The organism is Rhizobium sp. PP-F2F-G48, from assembly GCF_004342335.1.
In the GTDB taxonomy this organism is placed as follows: Bacteria; Pseudomonadota; Alphaproteobacteria; order Rhizobiales; family Rhizobiaceae; genus Ferranicluibacter.
On record NZ_SLVH01000001.1, the window covers coordinates 144,410 to 168,894 of the forward strand.

General features: G+C 64.7%; 20 protein-coding genes. 10 read left to right on the top strand and 10 right to left on the bottom strand.

Annotated elements, in window-relative coordinates; all coding sequences use genetic code 11:
* The first annotated feature begins 193 nt into the window (after window positions 1-193).
* Genes ytfR through yjfF form a run of 3 tightly spaced genes read left to right on the top strand, consistent with a single transcriptional unit; the run spans window position 194 to window position 3,743 of the window.
* A complete protein-coding gene (gene ytfR / locus C8J36_RS00675) occupies window positions 194-1,756 on the top strand; it encodes a galactofuranose ABC transporter, ATP-binding protein YtfR (RefSeq protein WP_132531522.1) in 1,563 nt (520 codons plus the stop codon).
* A complete protein-coding gene (locus C8J36_RS00680) occupies window positions 1,756-2,778 on the top strand; it encodes an ABC transporter permease (RefSeq protein ID WP_132531525.1) in 1,023 nt (340 codons plus the stop codon). The genes ytfR and C8J36_RS00680 overlap by 1 nt, the downstream gene beginning before the upstream one ends.
* Window positions 2,775-3,743, top strand: a complete 969-nt coding sequence (gene yjfF, locus C8J36_RS00685; protein WP_062591863.1) for a galactofuranose ABC transporter, permease protein YjfF — start codon at window positions 2,775-2,777, stop codon at window positions 3,741-3,743. Before C8J36_RS00680 ends, yjfF begins: the two co-directional genes overlap by 4 nt.
* A 54-nt stretch (window positions 3,744-3,797) precedes the next feature.
* Here yjfF and C8J36_RS00690 read toward each other — a convergent pair whose 3' ends face one another.
* The 3 genes from C8J36_RS00690 to C8J36_RS00700 form a co-directional block, all read right to left on the bottom strand.
* Window positions 3,798-4,031: a hypothetical protein gene (locus tag C8J36_RS00690; RefSeq protein ID WP_245506414.1), complete on the bottom strand. Its 234-nt coding sequence runs from the start codon at window positions 4,029-4,031 to the stop codon at window positions 3,798-3,800.
* 2 nt (window positions 4,032-4,033) lie between these two features.
* Window positions 4,034-4,234, bottom strand: coding sequence for a hypothetical protein (locus tag C8J36_RS00695; protein WP_132531528.1), 201 nt, complete (start codon window positions 4,232-4,234; stop codon window positions 4,034-4,036).
* Between the two features lie 178 nt (window positions 4,235-4,412).
* Entirely contained in the window at window positions 4,413-4,604 is a 192-nt protein-coding gene (locus C8J36_RS00700; RefSeq protein WP_132531531.1) for a hypothetical protein, read from the bottom strand.
* A gap of 237 nt (window positions 4,605-4,841) precedes the next feature.
* Between C8J36_RS00700 and C8J36_RS00705 the strand changes: the two genes are divergently transcribed.
* Complete coding sequence (locus C8J36_RS00705) at window positions 4,842-7,127, top strand: FdhF/YdeP family oxidoreductase (protein ID WP_132531534.1); 2,286 nt, start codon at window positions 4,842-4,844, stop codon at window positions 7,125-7,127.
* Between the two features lie 131 nt (window positions 7,128-7,258).
* On the opposite strand, the gene C8J36_RS00710 is transcribed toward C8J36_RS00705, so the two are convergent.
* Window positions 7,259-8,020, bottom strand: coding sequence for an SDR family oxidoreductase (locus C8J36_RS00710; protein ID WP_132531537.1), 762 nt, complete (start codon window positions 8,018-8,020; stop codon window positions 7,259-7,261).
* A 405-nt stretch (window positions 8,021-8,425) separates the two neighbouring features.
* Here C8J36_RS00710 and C8J36_RS00715 point away from each other — a divergent pair, with 405 nt between their 5' ends.
* Window positions 8,426-9,277 carry a Ku protein gene (locus C8J36_RS00715; protein WP_132531540.1) on the top strand — a complete coding sequence of 284 codons (852 nt, stop codon included), beginning with the start codon at window positions 8,426-8,428 and terminating at the stop codon, window positions 9,275-9,277.
* Window positions 9,278-9,279: 2 nt separating this feature from the next.
* Window positions 9,280-11,835, top strand: coding sequence for a DNA ligase D (gene ligD, locus C8J36_RS00720; RefSeq protein WP_132531543.1), 2,556 nt, complete (start codon window positions 9,280-9,282; stop codon window positions 11,833-11,835).
* 33 nt (window positions 11,836-11,868) lie between these two features.
* Here the strand turns inward: ligD and C8J36_RS00725 are convergent, their stop codons facing one another.
* Both C8J36_RS00725 and C8J36_RS00730 read right to left on the bottom strand, forming a co-directional pair.
* A complete protein-coding gene (locus tag C8J36_RS00725) occupies window positions 11,869-12,660 on the bottom strand; it encodes a Ku protein (RefSeq protein ID WP_132531546.1) in 792 nt (263 codons plus the stop codon).
* Between the two features lie 93 nt (window positions 12,661-12,753).
* A complete protein-coding gene (locus C8J36_RS00730; RefSeq protein WP_132531549.1) occupies window positions 12,754-14,049 on the bottom strand; it encodes a PQQ-dependent sugar dehydrogenase in 1,296 nt (431 codons plus the stop codon).
* Between the two features lie 180 nt (window positions 14,050-14,229).
* Here C8J36_RS00730 and C8J36_RS00735 point away from each other — a divergent pair, with 180 nt between their 5' ends.
* Both C8J36_RS00735 and C8J36_RS00740 read left to right on the top strand, forming a co-directional pair.
* Entirely contained in the window at window positions 14,230-15,330 is a 1,101-nt protein-coding gene (locus C8J36_RS00735) for a glycosyltransferase family 4 protein (protein WP_132531552.1), read from the top strand.
* A complete protein-coding gene (locus C8J36_RS00740; RefSeq protein ID WP_132531555.1) occupies window positions 15,327-16,097 on the top strand; it encodes a polysaccharide deacetylase family protein in 771 nt (256 codons plus the stop codon). Before C8J36_RS00735 ends, C8J36_RS00740 begins: the two co-directional genes overlap by 4 nt.
* Here the strand turns inward: C8J36_RS00740 and C8J36_RS00745 are convergent.
* Complete coding sequence (locus C8J36_RS00745; RefSeq protein WP_165914910.1) at window positions 16,081-16,749, bottom strand: OmpW family outer membrane protein; 669 nt, start codon at window positions 16,747-16,749, stop codon at window positions 16,081-16,083. The genes C8J36_RS00740 and C8J36_RS00745 overlap by 17 nt on opposite strands.
* Window positions 16,750-16,983: 234 nt before the next feature.
* Here C8J36_RS00745 and C8J36_RS00750 point away from each other — a divergent pair, with 234 nt between their 5' ends.
* On the top strand, window positions 16,984-18,159 hold the full coding sequence (locus C8J36_RS00750) for a GGDEF domain-containing protein (protein WP_132531561.1): 1,176 nt from the start codon (window positions 16,984-16,986) through the stop codon (window positions 18,157-18,159).
* A gap of 25 nt (window positions 18,160-18,184) precedes the next feature.
* Here C8J36_RS00750 and C8J36_RS00755 read toward each other — a convergent pair whose 3' ends face one another.
* Entirely contained in the window at window positions 18,185-19,015 is an 831-nt protein-coding gene (locus C8J36_RS00755) for an MBL fold metallo-hydrolase (protein ID WP_062591892.1), read from the bottom strand.
* A 227-nt stretch (window positions 19,016-19,242) separates the two neighbouring features.
* On the opposite strand from C8J36_RS00755, the gene C8J36_RS00760 reads away from it, so the two are divergent.
* Window positions 19,243-20,973, top strand: coding sequence for a metallophosphoesterase (locus C8J36_RS00760; RefSeq protein WP_165914911.1), 1,731 nt, complete (start codon window positions 19,243-19,245; stop codon window positions 20,971-20,973).
* 23 nt (window positions 20,974-20,996) lie between these two features.
* On the opposite strand, the gene C8J36_RS00765 is transcribed toward C8J36_RS00760, so the two are convergent.
* Both C8J36_RS00765 and C8J36_RS00770 read right to left on the bottom strand, forming a co-directional pair.
* Window positions 20,997-21,458: a Crp/Fnr family transcriptional regulator gene (locus C8J36_RS00765; protein WP_062476632.1), complete on the bottom strand. Its 462-nt coding sequence runs from the start codon at window positions 21,456-21,458 to the stop codon at window positions 20,997-20,999.
* A 108-nt stretch (window positions 21,459-21,566) separates the two neighbouring features.
* Window positions 21,567-24,377: an ABC transporter ATP-binding protein gene (locus C8J36_RS00770; RefSeq protein WP_132531570.1), complete on the bottom strand. Its 2,811-nt coding sequence runs from the start codon at window positions 24,375-24,377 to the stop codon at window positions 21,567-21,569.
* Between the last annotated feature and the right edge of the window lie 108 nt (window positions 24,378-24,485).

Sequence of the window (24,485 nt, forward strand, 5' to 3'; positions counted from 1 at the left end):
CCGGTCGACCGTTGCCGGCATTCAGCGGCGGCCCCGCTCTCTCCGTCATCCCGGCCTGAACGGCCTGCGGGGCGGCGAGAGTGGGTGCCTGCTCCTGTCCAGTGCCGAAACGGCGGTCCGCTGCCGAAACGGTCTGCGCGAGGCGATCGACCGGCGCCCTTCATCGGCCTCACTGACATATGGAATGGGGATCATGCAGCAAGACGTCGGCACCGTTCTCTCCGCCAGCCGCATCGACAAGGTCTTTCCGGGTGCCAAGGCACTGAACCAGGTCGATTTCTCGCTCCGGCGCGGCGAGGTGCATGCGCTTCTCGGCGAAAACGGCGCGGGCAAGTCCACGCTGGTGAAGTGCCTGACGGGCGCCTATCACCGCGATGGCGGCACGATCCTGCTCGACGGCGCCGAGATCGATCCGCGCGACACGCTCGACGCGCAGCGCCTCGGCATCGGCACGGTCTATCAGGAGGTCAACCTCCTTCCCAATCTGAGCGTCGCCGAAAACCTTTTTCTCGGGCGCCAGCCGCGCCGCTTCGGCCTGATCGATACGGGCGCCGTCAATCGCAAGGCGCGCGCGCTGCTCGCCGAATACGAACTCGACATCGATGTGACCGCCGGTCTCGACAGCTTCTCGGTCGCGATCCAGCAGGTGATCGCCATCGCCCGTGCCGTCGATGTCTCCGGCAAGGTGCTGATCCTCGACGAGCCCACCGCGAGCCTCGATGCCCATGAGGTCGCGATGCTGTTCCGCGTCGTGCGGCGGCTGAAGGCGCGGGGTCTCGGCATCATCTTCATCACCCATTTTCTCGAACAGGTCTATGAGATCACCGACCGCGTCACGATCCTGCGCAACGGCCAACTGGTCGGCACGCGCGACACGGCAAGCCTCGAGCGGCGTGATCTGATCGCCATGATGCTCGGCCGCGAGCTGGCGGCGGAAGTGCATGACGAGGCGGGCACCGCGAAGGTCGCCGACGGTCCGGTTCGCTTCCAGTTCCGCGATTTCGGCCGCAAGGGGCGCATCAACCCGTTCAATCTGGACGTCAAGGCCGGCGAGGTCATCGGCATTGCCGGTCTGCTCGGCTCCGGCCGTACGGAAACGGCCGAGGTCATGTTCGGCGCCCGCCGCGCCGATAGCGGCACCGCGACGATCGACGGCAAGGCGGCGGATCTGTCGTCGCCGCGCGCCGCCATTCGCCAGAAATTCGGCTTCTGCCCCGAGGATCGCAAGACGGACGGCATCATCGGCGACCTTTCGGTGCGCGAGAACATCGCGCTCGCGCTGCAGGCCCGGCGCGGTTGGGCCAGACCCATTCCGCGCGCCGAACAGGACCGGCTGGCCGCCGAATACATCAAGGCGCTCGACATCCGCACCACGGATGCGGAAAAGCCGATCCGGCTGCTTTCGGGCGGCAACCAGCAGAAGGCGATCCTTGCCCGCTGGCTGGCGACCAATCCGGACTTCCTCATTCTCGACGAGCCGACGCGCGGCATCGATGTGGGGGCGCATGCCGAGATCATCCGGCTCATCGAAACGCTCTGCGAAAAAGGCATGTCGCTCATCGTGATCTCATCGGAAATCGAGGAACTCGTGGTCTACAGCCACCGCGTCATCGTGCTGCGCGATCACGAGCACGTGGCCGAACTCACAGGCGCCGACATCACCACCGAGAGCATCGTCAACACGATTGCCGGCACGGCGAAGACGCCCGCCCAGCTATCGGCCGCCGCCGGGGCGGCGGCAGGGGAGATCGCGTAATGTCCATGCTCGGCCTCTACGGCAAGCGGCTCCTGCCGCAGTTCATCGCGCTCGCGATCATCCTCGGCCTCGTGTCGATCGCCTTTCCCGGCTTCTTCAACCTGCAGGTCCAAAACGGTCGCCTTTATGGTTCGCTGATCGACATTCTCAACCGCGGCGCGCCGGTGGCGCTGCTTGCCATCGGCATGACCGTGGTCATCGCCACCAAGGGCATCGATCTCTCCGTTGGCGCCGTCATGGCGATCTGCGGGGCGGTCGCGGCCTCCGCCATCACCTCCGGCTATTCGCTGCCGGCCACGCTGCTGATCACGGTCGGCGTCGGTGTTCTCTGCGGCTTGTGGAACGGCATCCTCGTCGCCATCCTCGACATCCAGCCGATCATCGCCACACTGGTGCTGATGGTGGCCGGGCGCGGCATCGCGCAGATGGTGACGAACGGCGCCATCCTCACCTTCAACGATGAAGGCCTGATCTTCATCGGCAGCGGCTCGCTCTTCGGCATGCCCATGCCCGTGGTGATCTGGATCACGGCCGGCATTCTCGTCGCGCTCCTGGTGCGGCGCACCGCGCTCGGCATGCTCATCGAGGCCGTCGGCGTCAATCGCCGGGCGAGCACGCTGTCGGGCGTTTCCACGCCGGTGCTGCTCATCGCCGCCTATGTCCTCTCGGGTCTCTGCGCCTCCGTTGCGGGCATCATCGCGGCCGCCGATATTCGCGGTGCGGACGCCAACAATGCCGGGCTCTGGCTCGAACTCGATGCGATCCTCGCGGTCGTGATCGGCGGCACGTCGTTGCTCGGCGGACGCTTTTCGATTGCGGCCTCGCTGCTCGGCGCGATGATCATCCAGTCGATCAATACCGGCATTCTGCTGTCGGGCTTCCCGCCCGAGTTCAACCTGATCATCAAGGCGGCCATCATCGTCTTCATCCTCGTGCTGCAATCGCCGAAGCTGCAAGGCACGCTTGCCTTCTTCTCAAGGGCGAATGCCACGGCCAAGCCTGCGGAGAGCAAAGCGAAATGAAAGCCAAACATCTCCCGCTGGCGGCGACGATCCTGATCTTCGTCCTGTCCTATGCGCTCTGCGCCTTCCAGTTCCCCAACATCCTATCGACGCGGGTCATCGGCAACCTTCTGACGGACAACGCCTTTCTCGGCATTGCGGCGGTCGGCATGACCTTCGTCATCCTGTCGGGCGGCATCGACCTGTCGATCGGCTCTGTCATCGCCTTCACCGGCGTCTTTCTCGCGGTCATGATGGAGAACACCGCGATCCATCCGCTGGCCGCCTTCGTTCTGGTGCTGATCATCACCACCAGCTTCGGCGCGCTGATGGGCGCGATCATCCATCACCTGGAAATGCCCGCCTTCATCGTGACGCTCGCCGGCATGTTCCTCGCGCGCGGCATGGCCTTCGTGCTCTCGATCGACAGTATCCCGATCCGCCATCCGTTCTATGCGACGATGAAGAGCTTCTACCTGAAGCTCCCCGGCGGCGGGCGGTTGACGCTGATCGGCGGGGTCATGCTTCTGGTCTTCGCGCTCGGCATCCTGATCGCGCATCGCACCCGCTTCGGCACCAATGTCTATGCGCTCGGCGGCGGCGCGCAGACGGCGCGGCTGATGGGCGTTCCCACGGGCACCACGACGATCATGATCTATGCGCTTTCGGGCCTGCTGGCCGGCCTGTCGGGCATCGTCTTCTCGCTCTACACCTCGGCCGGCTATTCGCTGGCGACCGTCGGCGTCGAGCTGGATGCGATCGCGGCGGTGGTGATCGGGGGAACGCTGCTGTCCGGAGGGTCGGGCTTCGTCGCGGGAACGCTGATCGGCATTCTCATCCAGGGGCTGATCCAGACCTACATCACCTTTGACGGGTCGCTTTCGAGCTGGTGGACGAAGATCCTCATCGGCTTCCTCCTCTTCGCCTTCATCCTGCTGCAGAAGGGCATTCTCTATCTGTCGCGCAACAACCGCGCCTTGGCCTGATACGACACGGCTCCGCCAAAGACGGGGCCGTTCGACGTCAAAGGGAATGGCCCTTCAGGAGGCCTTGCCGGGTTCGCCGTCGCTCGCGTCGCGCGCCTTGTAGTTGAGGTCGAAGTCCTTTCCCTCGCGCTTTTCGCCGTTCGGGCCGCTGTGGACGGTGCTATCGTCCGAGCCCGTGATCACGGTCGGCTTCGCGCTTGTCACGCCATTGTTGTCGCGCCCGATCGTCGGGCGCACGAAGGCGCCTTTCGCATCGGTTTCTGCTGCGGGTTTGGAATCGTCCGTCATTTTCAGTCTCCCTTCACCTTGCCGGCATCCGTGGCCTTTGCCCGCTCGGGCTCGGCCAGCGTCTCGCCATTGGCGTCGGGCTGGCGGTCCGGGTCGTCCTTGGCCGGGAGATAGCCGCTCCGGCGGCTCTCTTCGGGGCCTTCCCAGCGCGGCTTCTGGTCGATCGTGCCGGCAGCGCCGGTGCTCTTGAATGCGTCTGCCATGTCGGTCTCCTGTTCAGATCTGCAAGGTCAACCAGCGGCGTGCCCCGATGTTCCCGTTCCCGCCCTCCGTCATGCAGGTCAGGATCGCGACAGCCAGGTCTCGGTATCGAGGATCAGCCGCGGGACGGAAAATCGGTTGGACAGAACCCGCAACGTCGCATCATCCGGGCGGTTTATCTCAGACGATGTGGTCTGTGGTCTGCCAGCGTTCGGCGATGTCGATGAAGGCCGCCTTGATCTCGTCGCGGCTCCAGCCGGCATGCATGGCGGCTTCCGTCACCTGCTGCACCTTGGCACCGATCGCCTCGCGGCAGTCGAGCGCGCGCTCGGCATAGTCGTCCTTTTCCCGTGGTTCCTTGATCGGCTGCATGGCCATTCCTCCGTTTGTGCTCAGGCAAGCGCCGTCGTCGCGACGGACGGCTGCCCTTGCGTCGGCGCCCTTTGGGCCGACCCTCCCAAGAGAACCGCGGGCTGCGGCGAAGGTTCCTGCCAGCGCGTTTCGCCCGATCCGGCTTTTACCCGGCAGAGGGCGGTCGAAGTTGCTGTCGATGCGGAACCGGGGTGGCCTCCGGTCGTTTCTGATGCTCCTGCCTCTGGAGCCTGCATCATGTCCAACGTGCCCAAGATCACCACCTACACTGCGCCTGCCGGCGGATGGGGGTCGGTGAAGTCGCTGATGCGCCAGGCGCGACAGAGCAAACGGCCGGTCTCGATCCTGCCGGGGCTCGCCAAGCAGAACAAGCCGGACGGCTTTGCCTGCGTCAGCTGCGCCTGGGCAAAGCCCGCCAAGCCGCATCCGGCCGAATTCTGCGAGAACGGCGCCAAGGCGACCTTCTGGGAGCTGACGGCCGACCGTGCCACCCCGGCGCTCTTTGCCCGGCACACCGTCACCGAAATGCGCAGCTGGGACGATTTCCAGCTCGAATCCACCGGACGGCTGACGCACCCCATGCGCTACGACGCCGCCACCGACCATTATGTCGAAACGACGTGGGAAGAGGCCTATGCCGCGATCGGCGCGGAGATGAAGGCGATCCAGGCGGACGATCCGAAGCGCACCGTGTTCTATGCGTCTGGCCGTGCCTCGCTCGAAACGTCCTACATGTATGGGCTGCTGGCGCGGCTCTACGGCAACAACAATCTGCCGGACAGTTCAAATATGTGCCACGAGTCCACCTCCGTCGGCCTGCTGGAAAGCATCGGGCAGCCGGTCGGCAGCGTGCGGCTGGAGGATTTCGACACGGCGGACGCGATGTTCTTCTTCGGGCAGAACCCGGGATCGAACAGCCCGCGCATGCTGCACCAGCTGCAGGAGGCCGTGCAGCGCGGCGCGCGGATCGTCACCTTCAACCCGCTGAAGGAGCGGGGGCTCGAACGGTTCGTCAATCCGCAGGACCCGGTCCAGATGCTGACGCAGCATGCGACCGAGATTTCCTGCCAGTATCACCAGGTGAAGGCCGGCGGCGATATCGCCGTCCTCGTCGGCATGGCGAAGGCCCTGCTGGAGGCTGACGACGCCGATCTGCAGCGTGGCGGCAAGGGCGTGCTCGACCGCGAGTTCCTGGCCGAGCACACGACTGGCGCCGAGGACTTCATCGCCTATGTCAGGGCGCAGGACTGGCTGGCGTTGGAGCGGGAATCGGGCCTTGGCCGCACCGCGATCACGCAGGCCGCGGGCGTCTATATGAGCGCGAAAAGCGTGATGGGCATTTACGGCATGGGTCTCACCCAGCACAAGCTCGGCGTCCAGACGGTTCAGGTTCTGGTGAACCTGTTGCTCCTGCGCGGCAATTTCGGTCGGCCGGGCGCCGGCATCTGTCCTGTGCGGGGCCATTCCAACGTGCAGGGCCAGCGCACCGTCGGCATATCGGAAAAGCCCGAACTGGTGCCGCTCGACAGGCTCAAGGAGCTCTACGGCTTCGAACCGCCGCGCGAGGAAGGGCTTGCGACCGTCGATGCGTGCAAGGGGATCATCGAGGGCACGGTCGACGCCTTCATCGGTCTCGGCGGCAATTTTCTGCGCGCTGTGCCGGAACAGGGGCTGATGGAGGAAGCGTGGCCGCGCATGCGCCTGACCGTGCAGATCGCGACCAAGCTCAATCGCGGTCACCTCTTCAACGGCCGTGTCGCCTACCTCCTGCCGTGTCTCGGGCGAACCGAGATCGACCGGCAGGCCAGCGGCCCGCAGACCGTGACGATGGAGGACAGCACGTCCTGCTTCCACGGATCGAAGGGTTTTCATGCGCCGGCCGCCGACACGCTGCAATCGGAAATCCGCATCGTGGCCGAACTCGCAAAAGCCTCGCTCGCACCCAATCCGCGCGTGCCCTGGGACCGCTGGGTGGACGATTACGCGACCGTGCGGGACGCGATCGAGGCGACCTATCCCGATCTCTTCAGCGATTTCAACGCGCGCATGCACACGCCCGGCGGCATGGAAAAACCGCTGCCGGTGCGGGACCGGATCTGGCGGACGGAAAGCGGCAAGGCGGAGTTCAAGCTGCCGAAATCGCTGTCGGCGAGCTTCGCCCCGGACGGGCCGGACGTGTTGCGGCTGATGACGCTTCGCTCCAACGACCAGTTCAACACCACCGTCTACGGCTATGACGACCGTTTTCGCGGCGTCGATGGCACCCGCATGGTGCTGTTCCTCAACAAGAAGGAGATGGCGCGGATCGGGGCGCGGGCTGGCGAGACGATCGCGCTCGAAACCGTGGCCGACGATGGTGTCGCGCGCCGCATCGACGGGTTGCAGATCGTGCCCTACGACATCCCGGACGGATGTTGCGGGGCCTATTATCCCGAGTGCAACGTGCTGATTCCGCTTTGGCAGCATGCCGAGCGAAGCAAGGTGCCGGCGGCAAAGTCGGTGCCGGTGCGCATCGTCCGGTAGGGCGGCCGATGCTGACGGAGAAGTGCCCGCGTGCCGGATCGGCAGGCGGGCTGTTTCGGGTGGAGGATGGGGTGTCTGGATGACCCTGCTCCGACCGCAATCGGCGAAGAGCCGGATCGTCATGCTCAGGCCTACTGCGGCGGCTGGCCGTTCGATGCGGAGAGGCCACCGTCGACGGCGATGTTCGCGCCGGTGATGAAGCTCGCATCCCGGCTTGCCAGGAAGGCGATGACGGCGGCGACCTCTTCGGGCTCGCAGACGCGACCGAGCGGAATACGCTCGTAGAAGGTCTCGAGCAGCGGCCCATCGTCCATCATGTCCTCGGTCATGCCGGTGCGGGTGAGGCTCGGGCAGACGGCGTTGACGCGGATACCACGCTTGCCGAGATCCATGGCGAGCGCCCGGGTGAAGTTGACGACGGCCCCCTTGGCGGCGTTGTACGGGCTCATGCCCCAATCGCCGCCCATGCCGGAGACGGAGGCCGTATTGACGATCGCCCCTCCGGTCTTTTCGAGATGCGGAATCGCCGCACGGCATCCGTAGAAGACGCCGTCCGCATCCGTCGCCATGACCTTGCGCCATGCCTCGTCGGTGATGTCCTCCGGCCTGCCATTCTCGGCCGTTCCCGCATTGTTGACGAGCACGTCGATCTGGCCGAAGCGATGGACGGCGGTTTCCACCAGCGCATCGACGGAGGTGGATTGTGAGACGTCCGCCACCTGCACCAGAGTGCGGTCTTTCGGAAAGCTCTGCGCCGTGTTGGTCAGCGTCTCGCCGTCCCTGTCCACCATGACGACGCGGGCGCCTTCCTCGGAGAAACGGCGGGCTGTTGCCGCACCGATGCCGGAGGCCGCGCCCGTGACGATGACGACCTTGTCTTCGAAGCGATTCATGCAAATGTCCTTATTCCAGTCTCTGCCGCAGCGCCGAGAGGCTGCGGCTCACGTTTGGCCGTCCCTGCCGCCTTATTCGGCGGCGATCGGACAGCGGGCACCCGGCTTGCGCACGGGCACAGGATTGCGCTCGGAGCGAAAGGCGGCGGATGTGTCGGAGGCCCCGTGATCCAGGAGGCGACGTTCAGCGGCTCCTGTTTTCCGTTCAACATGATCGCGATCGGGATGGCCCTATGGTCGGTCTCGGCATGAAGCATGGGAAAACCATTCTGGCTCAAAACGGGATCGGCCTCAATCTGAGATGGCGGTCAACGGAATGCGGGTGGGAATGTTCCGGCCGGAACCTCTCCCCCGCCACTCCGTTTGGGTCGCATAGAGGGCGACGAGGTAGCGAGGACGCGACGGATGGCACGACGGGCGAGCTGGAAAGGCCAGTTGAAAATGCGGGATCTGACGTGCGCGGTCGGCCTCTACACCGCGATATCCGCGTCGGAGAAGATCTCGTTCAACATCATCAACCGCAAGACCGGCCACCGCGTCGAACGGCAGTTCGTGGACAGCGAAACCGGCAAGCCGGTCGAGCGTGACGATCAGATCAAGGGCTATCCGCTCGACAATGGCGATTACATCGCGATCGAGGGCGACGACCTTGCTGCCTTGATGCCCGACAGCGACAAGGTGCTGAACGTGACGCGCTTCATCGCGCTCGACGAGATCGATACGCTCTATTTCGACAGGCCCTACCATCTCGCCCCCGTCGAGGACCACGACGCGGAAACGCTGGCGCTTCTGGCGCGCACCATGCGGGAGGAGAAGGTCGCGGCCATTGCCGAGGCCATTCTCTTCCGGCGCAACCGCACCGTGCTCATCCGCCCGCAGGACGATACGCTGATCGCGACGACGCTCAATTTCGATTACGAGGTTCGCTCGGCCAAGACCGCCTTCAAGTCGATTCCCGAGATCGACTTCGACGAGGAGATGCTGGAGCTTGCCGGCCATATCATCGGCACCAAGTCGGGCAGTTTCGATCCCGAGACCTACAGCGACCGCTACAATGATGCGCTGGCCGATCTGGTCAAGGCGAAGATCGAGGGACGGTCGATCGAGAAGAAGACGCCGCCGAAGCCCGATAACGTTGTTGATCTCAAGGAAGCCCTTCGCCAGAGCCTTGAGGGCGGGGGCTCCAAGGCGAAAGCAGGCGGCAAGGGCACGGGCGAGGGCAAGGCTTCGGGCTCCCGGCAGAAGAAGGCGAGCTGACCATGAGCCTCGACACCTACAACGCCAAGCGGCGCTTCGATGCGACGCCCGAGCCGAAGGGCGAAGCCGGAAAGGCCGGCGGGAAAAAAGCAGCTGACGGAAGTGCGCGCTTTGTCATCCAGAAGCACGATGCGACACGGCTTCATTACGACTTCCGGCTGGAAATGGACGGCGTGCTGAAGAGCTGGGCCGTAACCAAGGGGCCGAGCCTCAACCCCGAGGACAAGCGGCTTGCGGTCCATGTCGAGGATCATCCGCTCGCCTATGGCGATTTCGAGGGCGTGATCCCGAAAGGCCAATATGGCGGCGGGACCGTGATCGTCTGGGATCGCGGCATCTGGACGCCGATCGGGGATCTGGCCAAGGCCTATCGAAAGGGCCATCTGGAATTTTCGCTTGAGGGCGAGAAGCTTCAGGGGCGTTGGCATCTGGTGCGGATGCACGGCAAGCCGGGCGAGACGCGCGAGAACTGGCTGCTGATCAAGAGCGAAGACGAGGCGGCGCGGGACGCAGATTTCGACATTCTCACGGAGCGACCGGAGTCGGTGACGTCGGGACGCGACCTGAAAGAGGTGGCCAAGAGCCCCGACGATACCTGGAATTCCAAGAGCGCGTCGAAGGGCAAGGGCATCCGATCGAAGGCGGCCGTTCCGAAGCCGGCCAAGGTGACGACGGCGGCCGTGGGGCAGGCGCATGCCTGGCCGAAGGGCGCGAAGACGGCGGCGCTTCCGGATTTCGTGGCGCCGGCGCTGGCGACGCTGAAGCCAAAGGCGCCTTCGGGCGACCGCTGGGTGCACGAGATCAAGTTCGACGGCTATCGCCTTCAGGCGCGCATCGACAAGGGACAGGTGCGCCTGCTGACGCGCAGCGGGCTCGACTGGACGGAGCGGTTCGGCGATCAAGTGGCCGCGGCATTCGCCGGCCTGCCGGTGGAGACCGCGTCGATCGACGGCGAGATCGTCGTGCACAAGGACAATGGCGCCTCCGATTTCTCCGCCCTGCAGGAGGATCTGAGCCTCGGCCGGAGCGACCGGTTCATCTATTACGCCTTCGATATCCTGCATCTCGACGGGCATGATCTGACGAATGCGGCACTAATCGACCGCAAGACCCTGCTGCAGAAGCTCATTCTCGCCGACAGCCCGACGGTCCGGTTCAGCGAGCATTTCGAGGACAATGGCGATCTCGTTCTGACGCATGCCTGCCGATTGAGCCTGGAAGGCGTGGTGTCCAAGGAGCGATCCGGAAAATACGTCTCGGGGCGCAACGGCAGCTGGATCAAGTCGAAATGCTCGGAGCGGCAGGAGTTCGTGATCGGCGGCTTTTCGCCATCCTCGACCTCGGACCATTCGATCGGCGCGCTGGCGCTCGGCGTCTACGAGGATGGCGAATTGCGGCACGTCGGCCGCGTCGGCACCGGTTTCAGCCATGCGACGGCCGACATGCTGTTTGAGGCCCTGTCGGCGATCGAGCGCAAGGACAGTCCGTTCCGCGACAAGCTGACGGCGGATGCCCGGCGCGGCCTGCATTATGTCGAGCCGAAGCTCGTTGCCGAGGTCGAGTTCCGCGCCTGGTCCGCAGACGGCAATCTGCGGCATGCGTCGTTCCGTGGCCTGCGGGAGGACAAGCCGGCGGGCGCGGTGCGGCAGGAAAGTCCGGCGGCGGAGAAGGGTCGCAAGCCTGCGCCGCTGCCCAAGGCGGCCGTCACGCTCACACATCCCGACCGGCTCTACTGGCCGAAGGAGGGCGTGACGAAACAGGGGCTCGCCGAATATTACGCGCAGGTCTGGCCGTTCATGGCGCCCTATGTCGTCGATCGGCCGCTGTCGCTGCTGCGCTGTCCGGATGGCATCGACGGCAAGCAGCGCTTCTTCCAGAAGCATGCCTGGCGCGGCATCAACAAGGCGATCGACCAGATCAAGGATCCGAAAGACAAGGCCGCAGAGCCGTCGCTGCGCATCACCGACTTCGACGGGCTGATCGCGCTCGTCCAGTCGGCGGCGCTTGAGATCCACCCCTGGGGCGCAACGACACGGGCCTGGGAAAAGCCGGATATGATCACCATGGACCTCGACCCCGGCGAGGATGTGACCTGGGCGGACATCATCGATGCGGCTCTGATGCTTAAGGGCGAGATCGAGGCGAAGGGGCTTTCGGCTTTCGTCAAGACATCGGGCGGCAAGGGCCTGCATGTGGTCGTTCCCCTGAAACCTTCCGCCGGCTGGGCGCCGGTCAAGGCCTTTGCCAAATCGCTGGCGACGAACGCCGCAAGACAGGATCCCGACCGCTACCTCGCGGTTGCCACCAAGGCGAAGCGGCGCGGCCGCATCTTCATCGATTATCTCCGCAACGGCCGCGGGGCGACGGCGGTCGCGCCCTATTCCACACGCGCGCGGCCGGGTGCGGCCGTGTCCGCACCGCTCGAATGGTCGGAACTGTCGGATGCGATCGGAGCCGACTATTTCACGGTCGAGACCATGCCGGCGCGACTGGCGGCGCTGAAGACGGACCCCTGGGACGGGTTCTTTGCGGCCGCCAAGGTGCTTCCGAAGCCATAAGGCCTGGGGTGAGCGAAGCCGGAGCAGGGCGGCTCAGCCGCTCTTTTCCTGCTGCAGGCTCTTCTTCAGGGCGTCCATGATGTTGATGACGTTGCCGGAGGATTTAACGGGCGCGCGTGCCTTCGTCGCCGGCTTGCCGTCCTTCTTCTGACGGCTCTTGATGAAGGCCTTGATCTTCTTCTGGACGGGGTCCTGGACCAGTGTCGGGCTCCAGGCGCCCTTATCCTTCTCGACCCGCTTTGCGATCGCCGCCAGTTCCGCCTTGTCGCCCTTCGCCGTCATGTCGAGCTCGGCCATCGCCTCGCGAACCTCCTCGCCATAATGCAGGGTCCACAGCACGATGCCCTTGCCGTTCGGCACGAGCAGGACGGCCCGCTCGCGGCGATAGAGGACAAGCCGGGCGATGCCGACGACGTTTTTACGGCTCATCGCCTCGCGGATGACACAGAAGGCTTCAGCCCCGACCTTGTCCTCGGGCACGAGGAAATGCGGCTTGTCGTACCAGATCCAGTCGATCGCATCGCGCGGCACGAAGGTGGAAATGTCGATCGTGCGCGTGCTCTCCAGACCGACGCCCTCGATCTCGTCGTCCTCGAGCAGCACATACTCGTCCTCGCCCTTCGGAAAACCCTTCACCTGATCCTTCTCGGCGACCTTCTTGTGCGTCACGCTGTCGATATACCGACTTTCGACCCGGTTCTTGGTGGCGCGGTTGAGAACGTGGAAGCGCACCTTCTCGCTTTCCGTCGTCGCGGGCGTTAGCGAGACCGACGCGGTGACGAGGGAGAGACGGAGATAGCCTTTCCAGAAGCTGTTGCGGGCCATGGCGGGGTCTCGTCCTTGGATGGGATGGCGGATCATCGACCCGCCACCGATCAACCCGCCACCGATCAAAAGGTTGCCGATGGGCTCGGCCGATCAGCCCTCCCGCGTCACCTTCAGGATGGCCGAGGTTCCCTCTTTCGGGTTTTCGGTCACCGCATAAATCGCCCCGTCGGGGCCGATCTTCACGTCGCGGATGCGGGCGTCGAGCGGCACGCGCTCCTCGTGGCTGACCTTGTCGCCCTCCATGTGGAGAATGACGAGGCCGGTGGAGACGAGGCCGCCGATGACGGCAGCGCCTTCCCATTCCGGAAACTCCGATCCGCTGTAGAACAGCATGCCGGACGGGCCGACGACCGGATCCCAGTAATAGACCGGCTGTTCCATGCCGTCCTTGGCGGTGATGCCATCGCCGATGGGCGAACCGCTGTAATCGACGCCATAGGTGATGACCGGCCAGCCGTAGTTGCGTCCGGCCTGCGGCATGTTCAGCTCGTCGCCGCCCTTCGGACCATGTTCGACGGTCCAGAGCCGGCCCTTGGCGTCGAGGGCCGCCGATTGCAGGTTGCGGTGCCCATAGCTCCAGATTTCCGGCTTCGCATCGCCTTTCCCGGCAAAGGGATTGTCGGCGAGCGCCTTGCCTGCGGTGTCGATGCGGAAGACCTTGCCGAAGCCGCTCTTCAGGTCCTGCGCGAAGACGCGGGTCTCGCGGTCGGAACGCTCGCCGACCGTGACGTAGAGTTCGCCATTGCTGCCGAAGACGAGGCGGGAGCCGTAATGCTTGGTGTTGTCGTAGCTGGGCGTCTGGCGAAAGATGACGGCGACCTCTTCGAGCGCTGCACCGCCCGTGTCGTCCGCGACCAGCCGGGCGGAGGCAACCGATGTTCCGTTTCCGTCGGCCCTGGGCTCGGAGAACGAGAAGAAGATGCGGTTCGAGGTGGCGAAATCCGGCGCGACGGCGACGTCCAGCAGGCCGGCCTGTCCGTCGGAGATCACGGCGGGAACGCCCTTCAATGCGGTGCTCGGCTTGCCGTCCGCGCCGACGATGTGCATGGAGCCTTTCTTCGCGGCCACCAGCATGCGGCCGTCCGGCAGGAATTCCATCGACCAGAGCTGCGGCAGGCCTTCGGCGATTGCCTGATGCGTCACCGTGGGCATCTTGTCCGGCTGCGGCGCGCGCGTCTGGTTCTCGAAGGCGGGCTTCTGGTCGGGGGCGTTCGCTTCTTCCGTCTCGACGGGCTTTCCGGCCGCTTTCGTTTCGCCGGTGGCTGGCGGCTGGCCCTCGACCTGGTCGATCGGCGATGTGTCGCCCGTCGATTGCGCCATCAGGGGGCTCGCGCCAAGGAGGGCTGTCAGGACGGTTCCGGCAAGGAGGCAAGCACGCGTTTTCATGGATGTTCCTGTCGTGATGACGGCGTCGGACGACGCATTGACGATGGAAAGCATGTAGAGCCTTGGTTACGGATTGCTCATCGCGCGGCGTTCAAGAATACTTTATCGCCGGTTCACCATGGCCTCTCTTCCGGCAGAAGCATTTGAAAGCGGGGGCGGCGATGGTGTAGATCAGGGCGCATGAAGATCGCATTCTACGCTCCCCTCAAGTCTCCCCGGCACCCGACCCCGTCCGGCGACCGGCTGATGTCGCGGCTGATGATGGAGGCGCTGGCGTGCGCCGGGCATCAGGTGAGCCTCGTTTCCGAGTTGCGCAGCTTCCTGCGCAGTCCTCAGGATATCGATGATCTCCGGGTTGCGGCGGATGCGGAGCGGGAGCGCATCGAAGCCGACTGGCGGACGGAGGGCGTGCCCGACTGCTGGTTCTGCTATCACCCCTATTACAAGGCGCCGGACCTTCTCGGGCCGCCGCTCGCGCATGGCCATGGCATCGGCTATGTCACGGCCGAGGCCTCCTATTCGGCGCGGCGGGACGGACAGGGCTGGGCCGCGGCGCAGGCCGCGCTTTTGGACACGCTGACGGCCGCATCCGTCAATATCTCGATGACGGAGCGCGACAGGATCGGCATTCTCGAAGGGGCACCGGCCGCCCGTGTCGAGCGCCTGCAGCCGTTCATCGACCCCACGCTCTTCCTGGCGAACGAACCGGCACCGCATCCCGGCCGGCTGGTGACCGTGGCGATGATGCGTCCGGGCGACAAGATGGACAGTTACCGGATGCTGGCGGCGGCGCTCTCGCGGCTGCTGCATCTGCCGTTCACGCTGACGATCGTCGGGGACGGCAAGGCGCGGGGCGAGGTCGAGGCCCTGTTCGCGCCGCTCGGGCCCGGTCGGGTCGTCTGGGCCGGCGAGCGCAGTGCGGAGGAGGTGGCCGCCTTGCTGTCGACCTCCTCGCTCTATGTCTGGCCCGGCTGCGGCGAAGCCTATGGGCTTGCCTATCTGGAGGCGCAGGCCGCCGGCCTGCCGGTGGTGGCGCAGGCCATCGCCGGCGTTCCCGAAGTGGTGCAGCACGGGCGGACCGGTGCGCTGACGCCGGCGGGCGACGTCGAGGCCTATGCCGGGGCGATCGCCGCTTTTCTGGCGGATGAGACGCGACGACAGGCGATGGGGGCGGAGGCTCGGCTGTTTGCGGGGAGGGAGCGCGCGCTTGCACCGGCCGCAGTCCGGCTCGCCGACATCCTCGATGGTCATGTGCCGGCGAAGAGCGGAGCGCCCTTATGAGCGGGGCTCAGAGCACGAACGGTTTGGACGATATCATCGCCGTCCTCGACCGTTTTCAGGCGGCGGGTCGTGTGGCGCGCTTCTGGCTGCGCGACGACGATGCGATCGAGCCGACGCCCGCGCTCGATCGCCTCCTGTCCTTGACCGAAAGCCATGGCGTGCCGCTGGCGCTCGCGGTTATCCCCGAGCCGACAGGCGAGGCTCTTGCCGCGCGGCTCGCGCGTTCGCCGCTGGTTCACGTGACGGTGCATGGCTGGCGCCATGCCAATCATGCGGCCGAGCGAGCGAAGCGGGCGGAACTCGGCGCCGACCGTCCGGCCGATGTCGTTCTCGAAGAGCTTTCGGCGGGCTTTGCCAAGCTTTCGGCCCTGCATCGGGAACGGTTTCTGCCGGTGCTGGTACCGCCATGGAACCGGATCGACATGACGCTCGCGGCGCGCCTGCCCGATCTCGGATTTCGGGCCCTGTCGGTCTACGGGCCGGAGAAATCCGGCGCATTGCCGATGGTCAACACGCATGTGGACGTGATGGACTGGCACGGCACGCGCGGCTGCCGCGACCGGGGGGATCTTCGGCGCGAGATTGCGGCGCGTCTGACGACGTGCCTCGATACGGGGGGAAGCGTCGGGCTCCTGACGCATCATCTCGTTCACGACGCGGCGGTCTGGGGCTTTCTCGGCGATCTCTTCGCAGGCGTGGAACCGCATCCCGCCTGCCGGTGGGTGACGCTTTCCGAACTGGTCGAGGATGTCAGAACCGGTAGCTGACGCCGACGCCGAGCGAGAGGCTCTTCACGTCCGTGCGGGCCGTCACGCCGGAATTGGTCAGCACCTGCGTCGGGGGCAGGACGAGGCGCATTTCCGTGTTGGCGAACCACTTCTCCGTCATCCGGACATCCATGCCGATGCGGACCATGGGAGAGATCTGGCGCTCGACGCTGAAGCTTTTCACCAGCGGGCTTGCGGGTTTTGCGCCTGTGTACCAGGTCGCCACGGCGCCGACGCCGAGATAGGGGTTGAAGCGCGCGTCCGGCAGGAAGTGATAGTCGGCCGACAGGGCGAGCGGGATCGTCAAGATGGAGCCCACATCGATATCGCCGACAAGGCTGCCCTTGATCCGGAAGCGCGTCTTCAGCACGCCCGTCTGACCCGTGACGGCGATGTGATCGGTGAGGAAATAGCTGACATCGACATCCGGCAGCACCATGCGATCCACCTGCACCGCGCCGCCGATCAGGTCGATCCGTGATCGCAGGTCGTAGGGCAGCACGCCGGTAATACGGGCGCGAATGAGGAGATCGCCGGCACCGAGCCCGGACGAGGGCGGTGACCCGCCGCTTTCGGGATCTTGCGCGAGCGCCGGTGCTGTCGATGCGAGGAAGGCCGATGCGAGCAAAGCCAAGGCGAGCAAGGCAGGCACGGACGCCATCCGACGAAAGCAATTGCCTGCCGCACAGGTCGGCAACCGGACGTTCATGCCGGACGCCATCGGAATCGGATCGTTTCGCTCTCTCGTCATCGACAACCCCGTCACTGGCTCTCAAATAACCGATTGAGCAGCATGCTCGTATGCTATTAAACTTATTTTTGTATGCGTAATATAGCGTGTTTTTATATGTAGATTCTGGGGGTCGTTCCCCGTCGGGGAGTATCGATGGTTGAGGTGCAGACCCTGCTGGTCTCGGGCGTTTTGGCACGAGCGGGTTTTCTGATTATTTTTATTCTCTACAGTTTCCGGCCCGGCGCGGTGACTGCGTATCGTTTCTGGACGCTCAGCATCATCTGTTCGGCTGCGGGGCTCTGGCTGACCTATCAGGATGCCAATTACCCGAACTTCAGTCCGGAGAACGGCGCGCTCATCTATTTTATCGTCACGATCAGCATCGTTTCGGTGCGGACGGGCGCAAAGTCGTTTTTCGGCGTCCCTCTCGACCCTTTCAGCTTTCTGGTGACGTCGATCGTGCCGGCGCTTGTCCACTGGAGCACGTCGACCGCGGGCCTGTCGACGCGCTACGTGCTGGCGCTGACCATGGTCGTGCTGGTCTACACGCTGGCGACGGCCTCCTGGAGTTTCCTCAAACGTCGTCGGCAGACACGTCTTCCGTCGCAGATCCTGATCGGCTCGGCGCTGGCCGTCTATGCCGTGACGCTTGGGGCGACGGCGGTTTCGCTCGTCGTCGGGGAAGTTCTCGGCTATGGAGGGATCGGTCCGAGCAGCGACTATGTCTTCGTTTCGGTGTTCATCGACCAGACCTTCAGCGTCCTTATCTATGTCGGCCTCGTGGCGATGACGCTCGAGGAGGCGCAGCGGCATATGCGGGTGACGGCGACGACGGATCCCCTCACGGGTCTTGCCAATCGCCGGGGACTGGAGGAGCGGACGCTCGCGATCATCGGCGCCGGGCGCCGCCAGCAGCGGCCGATGGCCGTCCTGATCGCGGATATCGATCACTTCAAGTCGATCAACGACCGCTACGGCCATGCGTCCGGGGATATCGTCCTGAAACAATTTGCCGAGCGACTGCAGAACCACCTCAAACGACAGCAGGATGTGCTTGCACGCTGGGGCGGAGAGGAATTCGTCGCCGTGCTTCACGACGCCTCTCTGGAGGATGCGGTGCGACTTGCCGAACTGCTCTGTCGGGTGATCGAGGCGACGCCCTTCGAGGTGGGCAACGAGACCATCCCGGTGACCGCGAGCATCGGTGTTGCGCTCTTCCGGGATGAAGAACCCCTTTTGGAACAGGCGATCCATATCGCGGATGCCGGGCTTTACGAAGCCAAGCGCACGGGACGCAACCGGGTCTGCGTCGGCGAGGTTCAGGGATAAGGCTCTGTTCGCCGTCCGCCTTCGATCAGAGATCGATGACCTGGCCGTCATAGGCCGGGAAGGCGCCGGGGAAGAGGATCTTTGCCTTCTTCCCCACGGCATCGAGGGCATCGTCCGTGCGGAAGGGGGCGTGATGCATGAAGGCGACGCGCTTGGCGCCGGCCGCCTTGGCCAGACGGATGCCCTGTTCCCACGAGGAATGGCCATAGCCGACATGCCGTTCCATCTCGGCATCGTCATACATGGCGTCGTAGATGAAAAGGTCGCAGCCTTCAATCAGTTCGAGAACGGCGGGATCGAGCACGCCGGGATGGTGTTCCGTATCGGTGATGAGCGCGCAGGCCCGTCCACCCCATTCGACGCGGTAGCCGACGGCGCCGCCGGGATGGTTGAGGCTGCCGGTGCGGATCTCGATGCCGGAAACCGGGGCGAGGCGGTCGCCCGATCGGAAATCCCGCGCGTCGAGCGCGGCGCGGCAGATATCGGGCTCGACCGGGAACCAGGGCGGCCGCATGAACTCGCCGATCATCTGGCGCGTCGACATGCGCCCGGCGAGATGGCCGGACCAGATCGTGACGTCGGCCGAGTGATCGTAGAGGGGCGGGAAGAACGGCAGGCCGATGATGTGGTCGTAGTGGCAGTGGGTGAAGAACAGGTTGAACGCGGAGACGCCTTCGGCCTTCAGGGCCATGCCGGCCGGCATCAGTCCGGACCCTGCGTCGAAGATCAGGCGTTCGTTTCCGCATTGCATCTCGATGCAGACGGTCCGGCCGCCATAGCGCTGGAATTCGGCCCCCGATACCGGCAGGCTTCCTCGAACGCCCCAGAAACGTACGCGAAACACATGATCGTTCACAGTTTGCTTCCAGTTTCGACCCGCCACCATCACATGGCTTGCCGCGACTGTCCCTCTCTCTTGCGCGGGTCAGGATCGACCCTGCCGGCTTCTGTGTCCGGCCGTATTTTTGACATGTTATCCAAACTGTCCATATGAAGCGAGACAGGCATTCGCTTTTTCTCGCGTCCCGTGCCAGAGACAGGGTCACGCTATCCGATCCCGATTTCGAAACCGTTGCCGTTGCCATGCCTTTTGAGGTTTTTCCGCCGATCGCCGTGATCGCAGACGCCCATGTCCACGATCCCGCCGCCGATTTCGGTTTTCCCGGCGCTGCGCAGACCGGGGGCCTGTCCGTGCGGCCCCTGGCGGAGGCGGCCCGATCGACCCGGGTGTTCAACGAGAGCCTCCAGGCCTTCCGCACTGCGCTCGACGATGTCGCCGCCCGCGGCATCCGGCATGTGGTTCTCCTCGGCGACTACACCGATGACGGCCAGATCGCGACGACGGCAGCGGTTGCGGCCATCCTCGAGGACTACGGCACGCGGCACGGCATCGCCTTCTTCGCCTTGCCCGGAAACCACGACATCTTCGGCGATGCCGGTCGGCACCGGACGAAACGGTTTCTGGACGCCGACGGATCGAGCGCCGTGGTGACGAGCCATCCGGTTACCGACGTGCACGATCCCTTGCCGGCCGGCATTCCGCGCGACCTCCCGGTCACCGTGTCGCCTTCCATGTTCTGCCCCGGCTATCCCGACGGGCTGATACCGCTCCGGGAGCACGGCTATTTTCCGCAGAACGGCTATCTCCACTGGGAAACGCCGTTCGGGCCACGGGGCGAAACCCATGAGCGGATGTTCATCGCGGTCTCGGACAGCGGGGAAACATGCCGGCCGCTGATGGAGGCCTCCTATCTGGTCGAGCCTGTCGAAGGCCTGTGGCTGCTGATGATCGACGCGAATGTTTTCGTGCCCCTCGACGGATCGGACGACTGGGTCGACAGCACATCGGCCGGATGGAATGCGATGCTGGTGCACAAACGCCATGTGATCTCCTGGATGAAGGATGTCGGCGCGCGGGCGGCGCGGCGCGGCAAGCGTCTCGTCGCGTTCTCCCACTATCCCGCGCTCGATCCGCTGGATGGAACGCGGGCCGCCGAGATCGCGCTTCTGGGGCCGACGGCGACGTCCGGCCGCATTCCGGACGATGCTGTCGGAGAGGCCTTCATCGAGGCGGGGATATCGCTGCATTTCAGCGGCCATCTCCATGTCAACGACACGGCGCGGATGCGGCGCGGCGAGCGGGCTTTCGTCAACGTGGCCGTGCCCTCGCTTGCCGGTTTCCCCCCGGCCTACAAGATCCTGACGCTGCGTGCCGGTGCGGCCGAGATCGAGACGGTTTCGCTCGGGGATATGCCGATGGATGCCGCGATCGGGGCGCTCTACGCCGCGGAAGTGCGCCGGACCAATGTCCAGACCGGCGGCATGGCCGAGGCGACGCGCTATGGGGCGTTTCTCTCGGCGCATATCGGGCATCTCGCCTGGCGCAGGCACCTGAAGCGCGAGTGGCCGGCAGCGCTCGCGGCGCTGTTGCGGGCCGCCACGCTCGGCGATCTCGCGCGGCTCGCCGTCCGGCCCGTGGTGCCAATGGACGTCGCCGTCGCGATGCTTGCCGTGGCGCCCGGACCGCCGCGATCTCAGGAGACGAACGGCCCCGAAGCCTTGTCGGCCATCGCCTTCCTCGGCGACTGGTACCGGCTGCGCATGGGAAGCGATCTCGGAGCGACCGCCATCAGCCCGCAGCGCATGCGCTTCTACGACCGGCTCTCAGCGCTCTATCTGGCGCAGGCCTGGCCGGACGGTTCCGCCCAGAGCGGCATCGCCGCGATGCTGTCGATGTTCGAGGCCTACCGCAGTGGACTGCCCGCGATCGATTTCCGGATCGACCTTTTGAGCGGCGAGATCACCGAGATGTAAGACGCGTTCTTGCGATCCGGGGCCTATTCGAGTTCCCGAACGCGGCTGCGGGCTTCGGTCAGCTCGCTCGTCGTGTGGCTCAGCCGGTCGGCCAGCACACGCATGATCTCGATGGTGATTTCCGGAAAGTCGGTGAGCAGCTTGATGAAATGGTCCTTGCGTATGCGCAGGGCCTCGACGGTCGTCGTCGTCTTCACGGTTGCCGTTCTCGACACGTCGCAGAGGATGGCGATTTCACCGACGATCGAGTTGCGCTCGACTTCGGCCACGCGGATCGGGCCGGTTGCCGAGTCGACCAGGATCTCCGCCTTGCCGTCGAGCACGACATAGGCCGCATCGCCGGCATCGCCCTGGTGGAAGAGCGTTTCGCCGACGCCATAGCTCACCCGATCCGAGGTGAAGGCCAGCAGCTTCAGCTTGCCCGCTTCGACGCCGGAAAAGAGCGGCACCCGCCGCAGCATCTGCACTTCGTCCTTCAGCAACATCAGCTCGTCAACTCCCATATTCGGCGGTACATGCCCTGAACGTTCCGGGTGCGGCAGCAATGCCCGCCCGTCGTCTGGTGCCTGCCAATCTTCCGGTCCCCGTAGGTATCACGAGGTTACCAACTGTTTAAAGACGCCGTCATTGTTGAACAGATTGGCGTGCGTGTCATCCTCGACCAGCGCGCCGCGATCAAATACCAGAACGCGCTCGAACAGTTTCGTCAGGCCGTTGTTCGACAGGACCCAGATCACGGCGGGGTTGGCGCCGTTGCGGGTCAGAAGCTTCATCACGTCGCGGACGATTTCGTCCTGCAGCCGGTGATCGAGGCTGGGAAGAGGCCTGTTGAAGACATAATAGTCCGAGCGGCGGATGATGGCGCGGGCCAGATTGAGCTTCTGCCGCTGGACGGCGGTCAGCCGCTTGCCGCCGGCGCCCAGATTGAAGTCGAGACCGATATCCAGCACCTGCTCGATCAGGCCTTGCGAGTTCAGGAGCGAGGAGACGATGGCGCGGATGCGCTTGGAACCGTCTGTGTGCTTGTGGCTGATACGGCCAAACAGCACGTTGTCCATCAGGCTGGCCGAGGCGAGGTACTTCTCCGGATCGTAGCGCTCGATGTCGTGGGTGAGGTCTTCCGGCATGTTCGCGTGGAACTGACGGCGAACCTCGACGATCTGCGCCATCAGGTCGTCGGTCAGGAGACCGAAGCGGTGGCGGGGCTCGACGTAGTTGAAGCTCAGACGGATGATCTGGTAGCGATCGTCCTCGCTGGCGGTCTCCAGACCCTTGCCGGCATATTTCTGCAGCAGAAGCTGGTAGGCCGGAATATCGTCCGCCGTCATGAAGGTCAGCTGCTGGAAGAAGGGATGATCCGGCGGCAGGTCGGCGAAAAGCTCGACCGCGTTCTCGGCAATCTGGTAGCCCATGTCGAACAGCACGCTGTCGATCCCGGTTTCCGAGACGACCTTGCGGAAGTAGGGGTTCTTGGCGATGGCGCGGCCGGCAACGCTCGGGGCGGTCGCCGTGCCGAACAGCAGGTTTTCGCCGACGGTCGCTTCCATATTGTATTCGCCGGGCTCGAAATAGGCGATCAGCCCGTTGAGGCCGGCTTCTTCCAGTTCCTCGCGCAGGGCCTGGCGCATTTCCACGATGCTGGCCGCAAATTCCGGCCGGTCGGCGGGATCGATATTGGTGCGCAGAGCGAGGTCGAGAATGTCCTTCGACAATTGCACCGTGTCGAGCACGGCGAGGATCGAGGGGAACAGGTCCTCGGCATGCGTCGCGCCGGCGGCGACATAGTCGATCCAGTCGCCATTGACGTCGTAGTCGGGATTTCCGGCGAGCTTGGCTTCCGTCACTTCCCATTTGCGGTGGGCCGCAAGGCTGCCCTCATAGGTCGCGGCGGCCAGCGGCGCATGTTTCAGGCCGTAGAGCAGGTTGTCGCGCAGCGAGCCGTAGAAGAAGAACGTGTCCGACGAGGCGTAGGTGATGCTGCGGCCGACGACCGATTCCGGCATGTGCAGCAGATCTTCGCCGCCGAGCGTGATCTTGCCGCCCTCCGGCCAGATCAGGCGGCCGAAAGCCTCGGCCAAAACGTCGCCGCCGCTGGCCGCCCCGCCGATGATGGCCACCTTTTCGCCCGGCTTGATCTCGACCGACACATGCTCCAGCAGGCGCGCGCCGCTGTCGTCGGCCAGCGTGAGACCGGATGCGGCCAGCGAACCCGTCTTCTTGCAGGGCTCGCCATTGTCAGCACTTGAACGGCCCATGCCCGCAGCCGCCATGCCGGCACCGACCGCAACGGCTCCGGCCGCACCGGCCGCGCCGGCCGCGCCGATTGTGGAGACGGCCTGGATCTTCGGATCGATCAGCGAATCGACCGTGAACTGCTCGACCACCTGGACATATTTCACCTGCACGTCCTGGCGCAGCTGATCCCAGTCGATCAGCTCCTTCAGCGGGCCCGGCAGGTCCTTGTAGGCGCTGATGACGGCGACGAGCTGGCCGATGTCGAGCTGGCCGCGCAGAGCGAGATAGCCGCCGATGCAGTAGAACAGGAAGGGCGTCAGCTGTGCGAGGAAGTTGTTGATGAACTTCACCATGAACTTCCACTGGTAGAGATCGTAACGGATCTTGTAGATCCGCCCCAGCCGCGCGGCCACGTCGGCGCGCTCGTAGTTCGAGGTGTCGTAGGCGTGGATGGTGCCGATGCCGTCCACGATCTCGCTCACGCGGCCGGCAAGTTCGCGCGCCGTGATCTGGCGCTCGCGGCCGAGCACGAGAAGGCGGCGGCGCATGCGCGGGATGATCGTCGCCTGGATGCCGACCATGAAGGCGGCGATGAAGCCGAGCCACATGTTTTGCATGAAGATGAAGGCGAGGGCGGTCAGCGCCTGTCCGCCGAGCAGAGCCGGCGAGACGAAGGCATCGCCGGTGAACCCGCCAAGCGGCTCCACCTCGTCCTTGACCATGGAGGAGACTTCCGCCCCCTTCATCCGCTTGAACTGGGTGGGGGGGAAGCGAAGGATGCGATCGACGAGTTCGAAGCGGATGCGGCGCAGCAGGCGTTCGCCGAGCCGGCCCTTATAGGTGTTGATGTAGAGCTTGAAGAGGCCGTTGACGATGACGAGCAGGAGGAAGATCACGCTCAGCGCGTAGAGCGTTTCCATCCGCGTCAGGTCGAGGCCGTCGAACAGGGTGACATCCCCGATCCAGGGCAGCGAAAAGGAGACGTCGAAGAACCGCTGGGTGGCGCCGGGCTGCTCGAAACCCTTCCCCTGGATCGGGCCGTTGACGATCTGCTTGGGCAGGTCGAACGATAGGAAATACGGGATCATCGAGATGGCGACGATCATGAGGATCCACATTTGCTGCTTGCGCGTGTGGGTCCAGATGTAACGGGTAAGGCGGATATCCATGAAGGGCTGCCATCGAGACGAAGCGGAGACGACGCGGGGAACCAGGTGCTCGTCTGTCTCCTCCGTTCAGACGGAATCTATAGCACTCATAGCCGGAAAACCACCCGC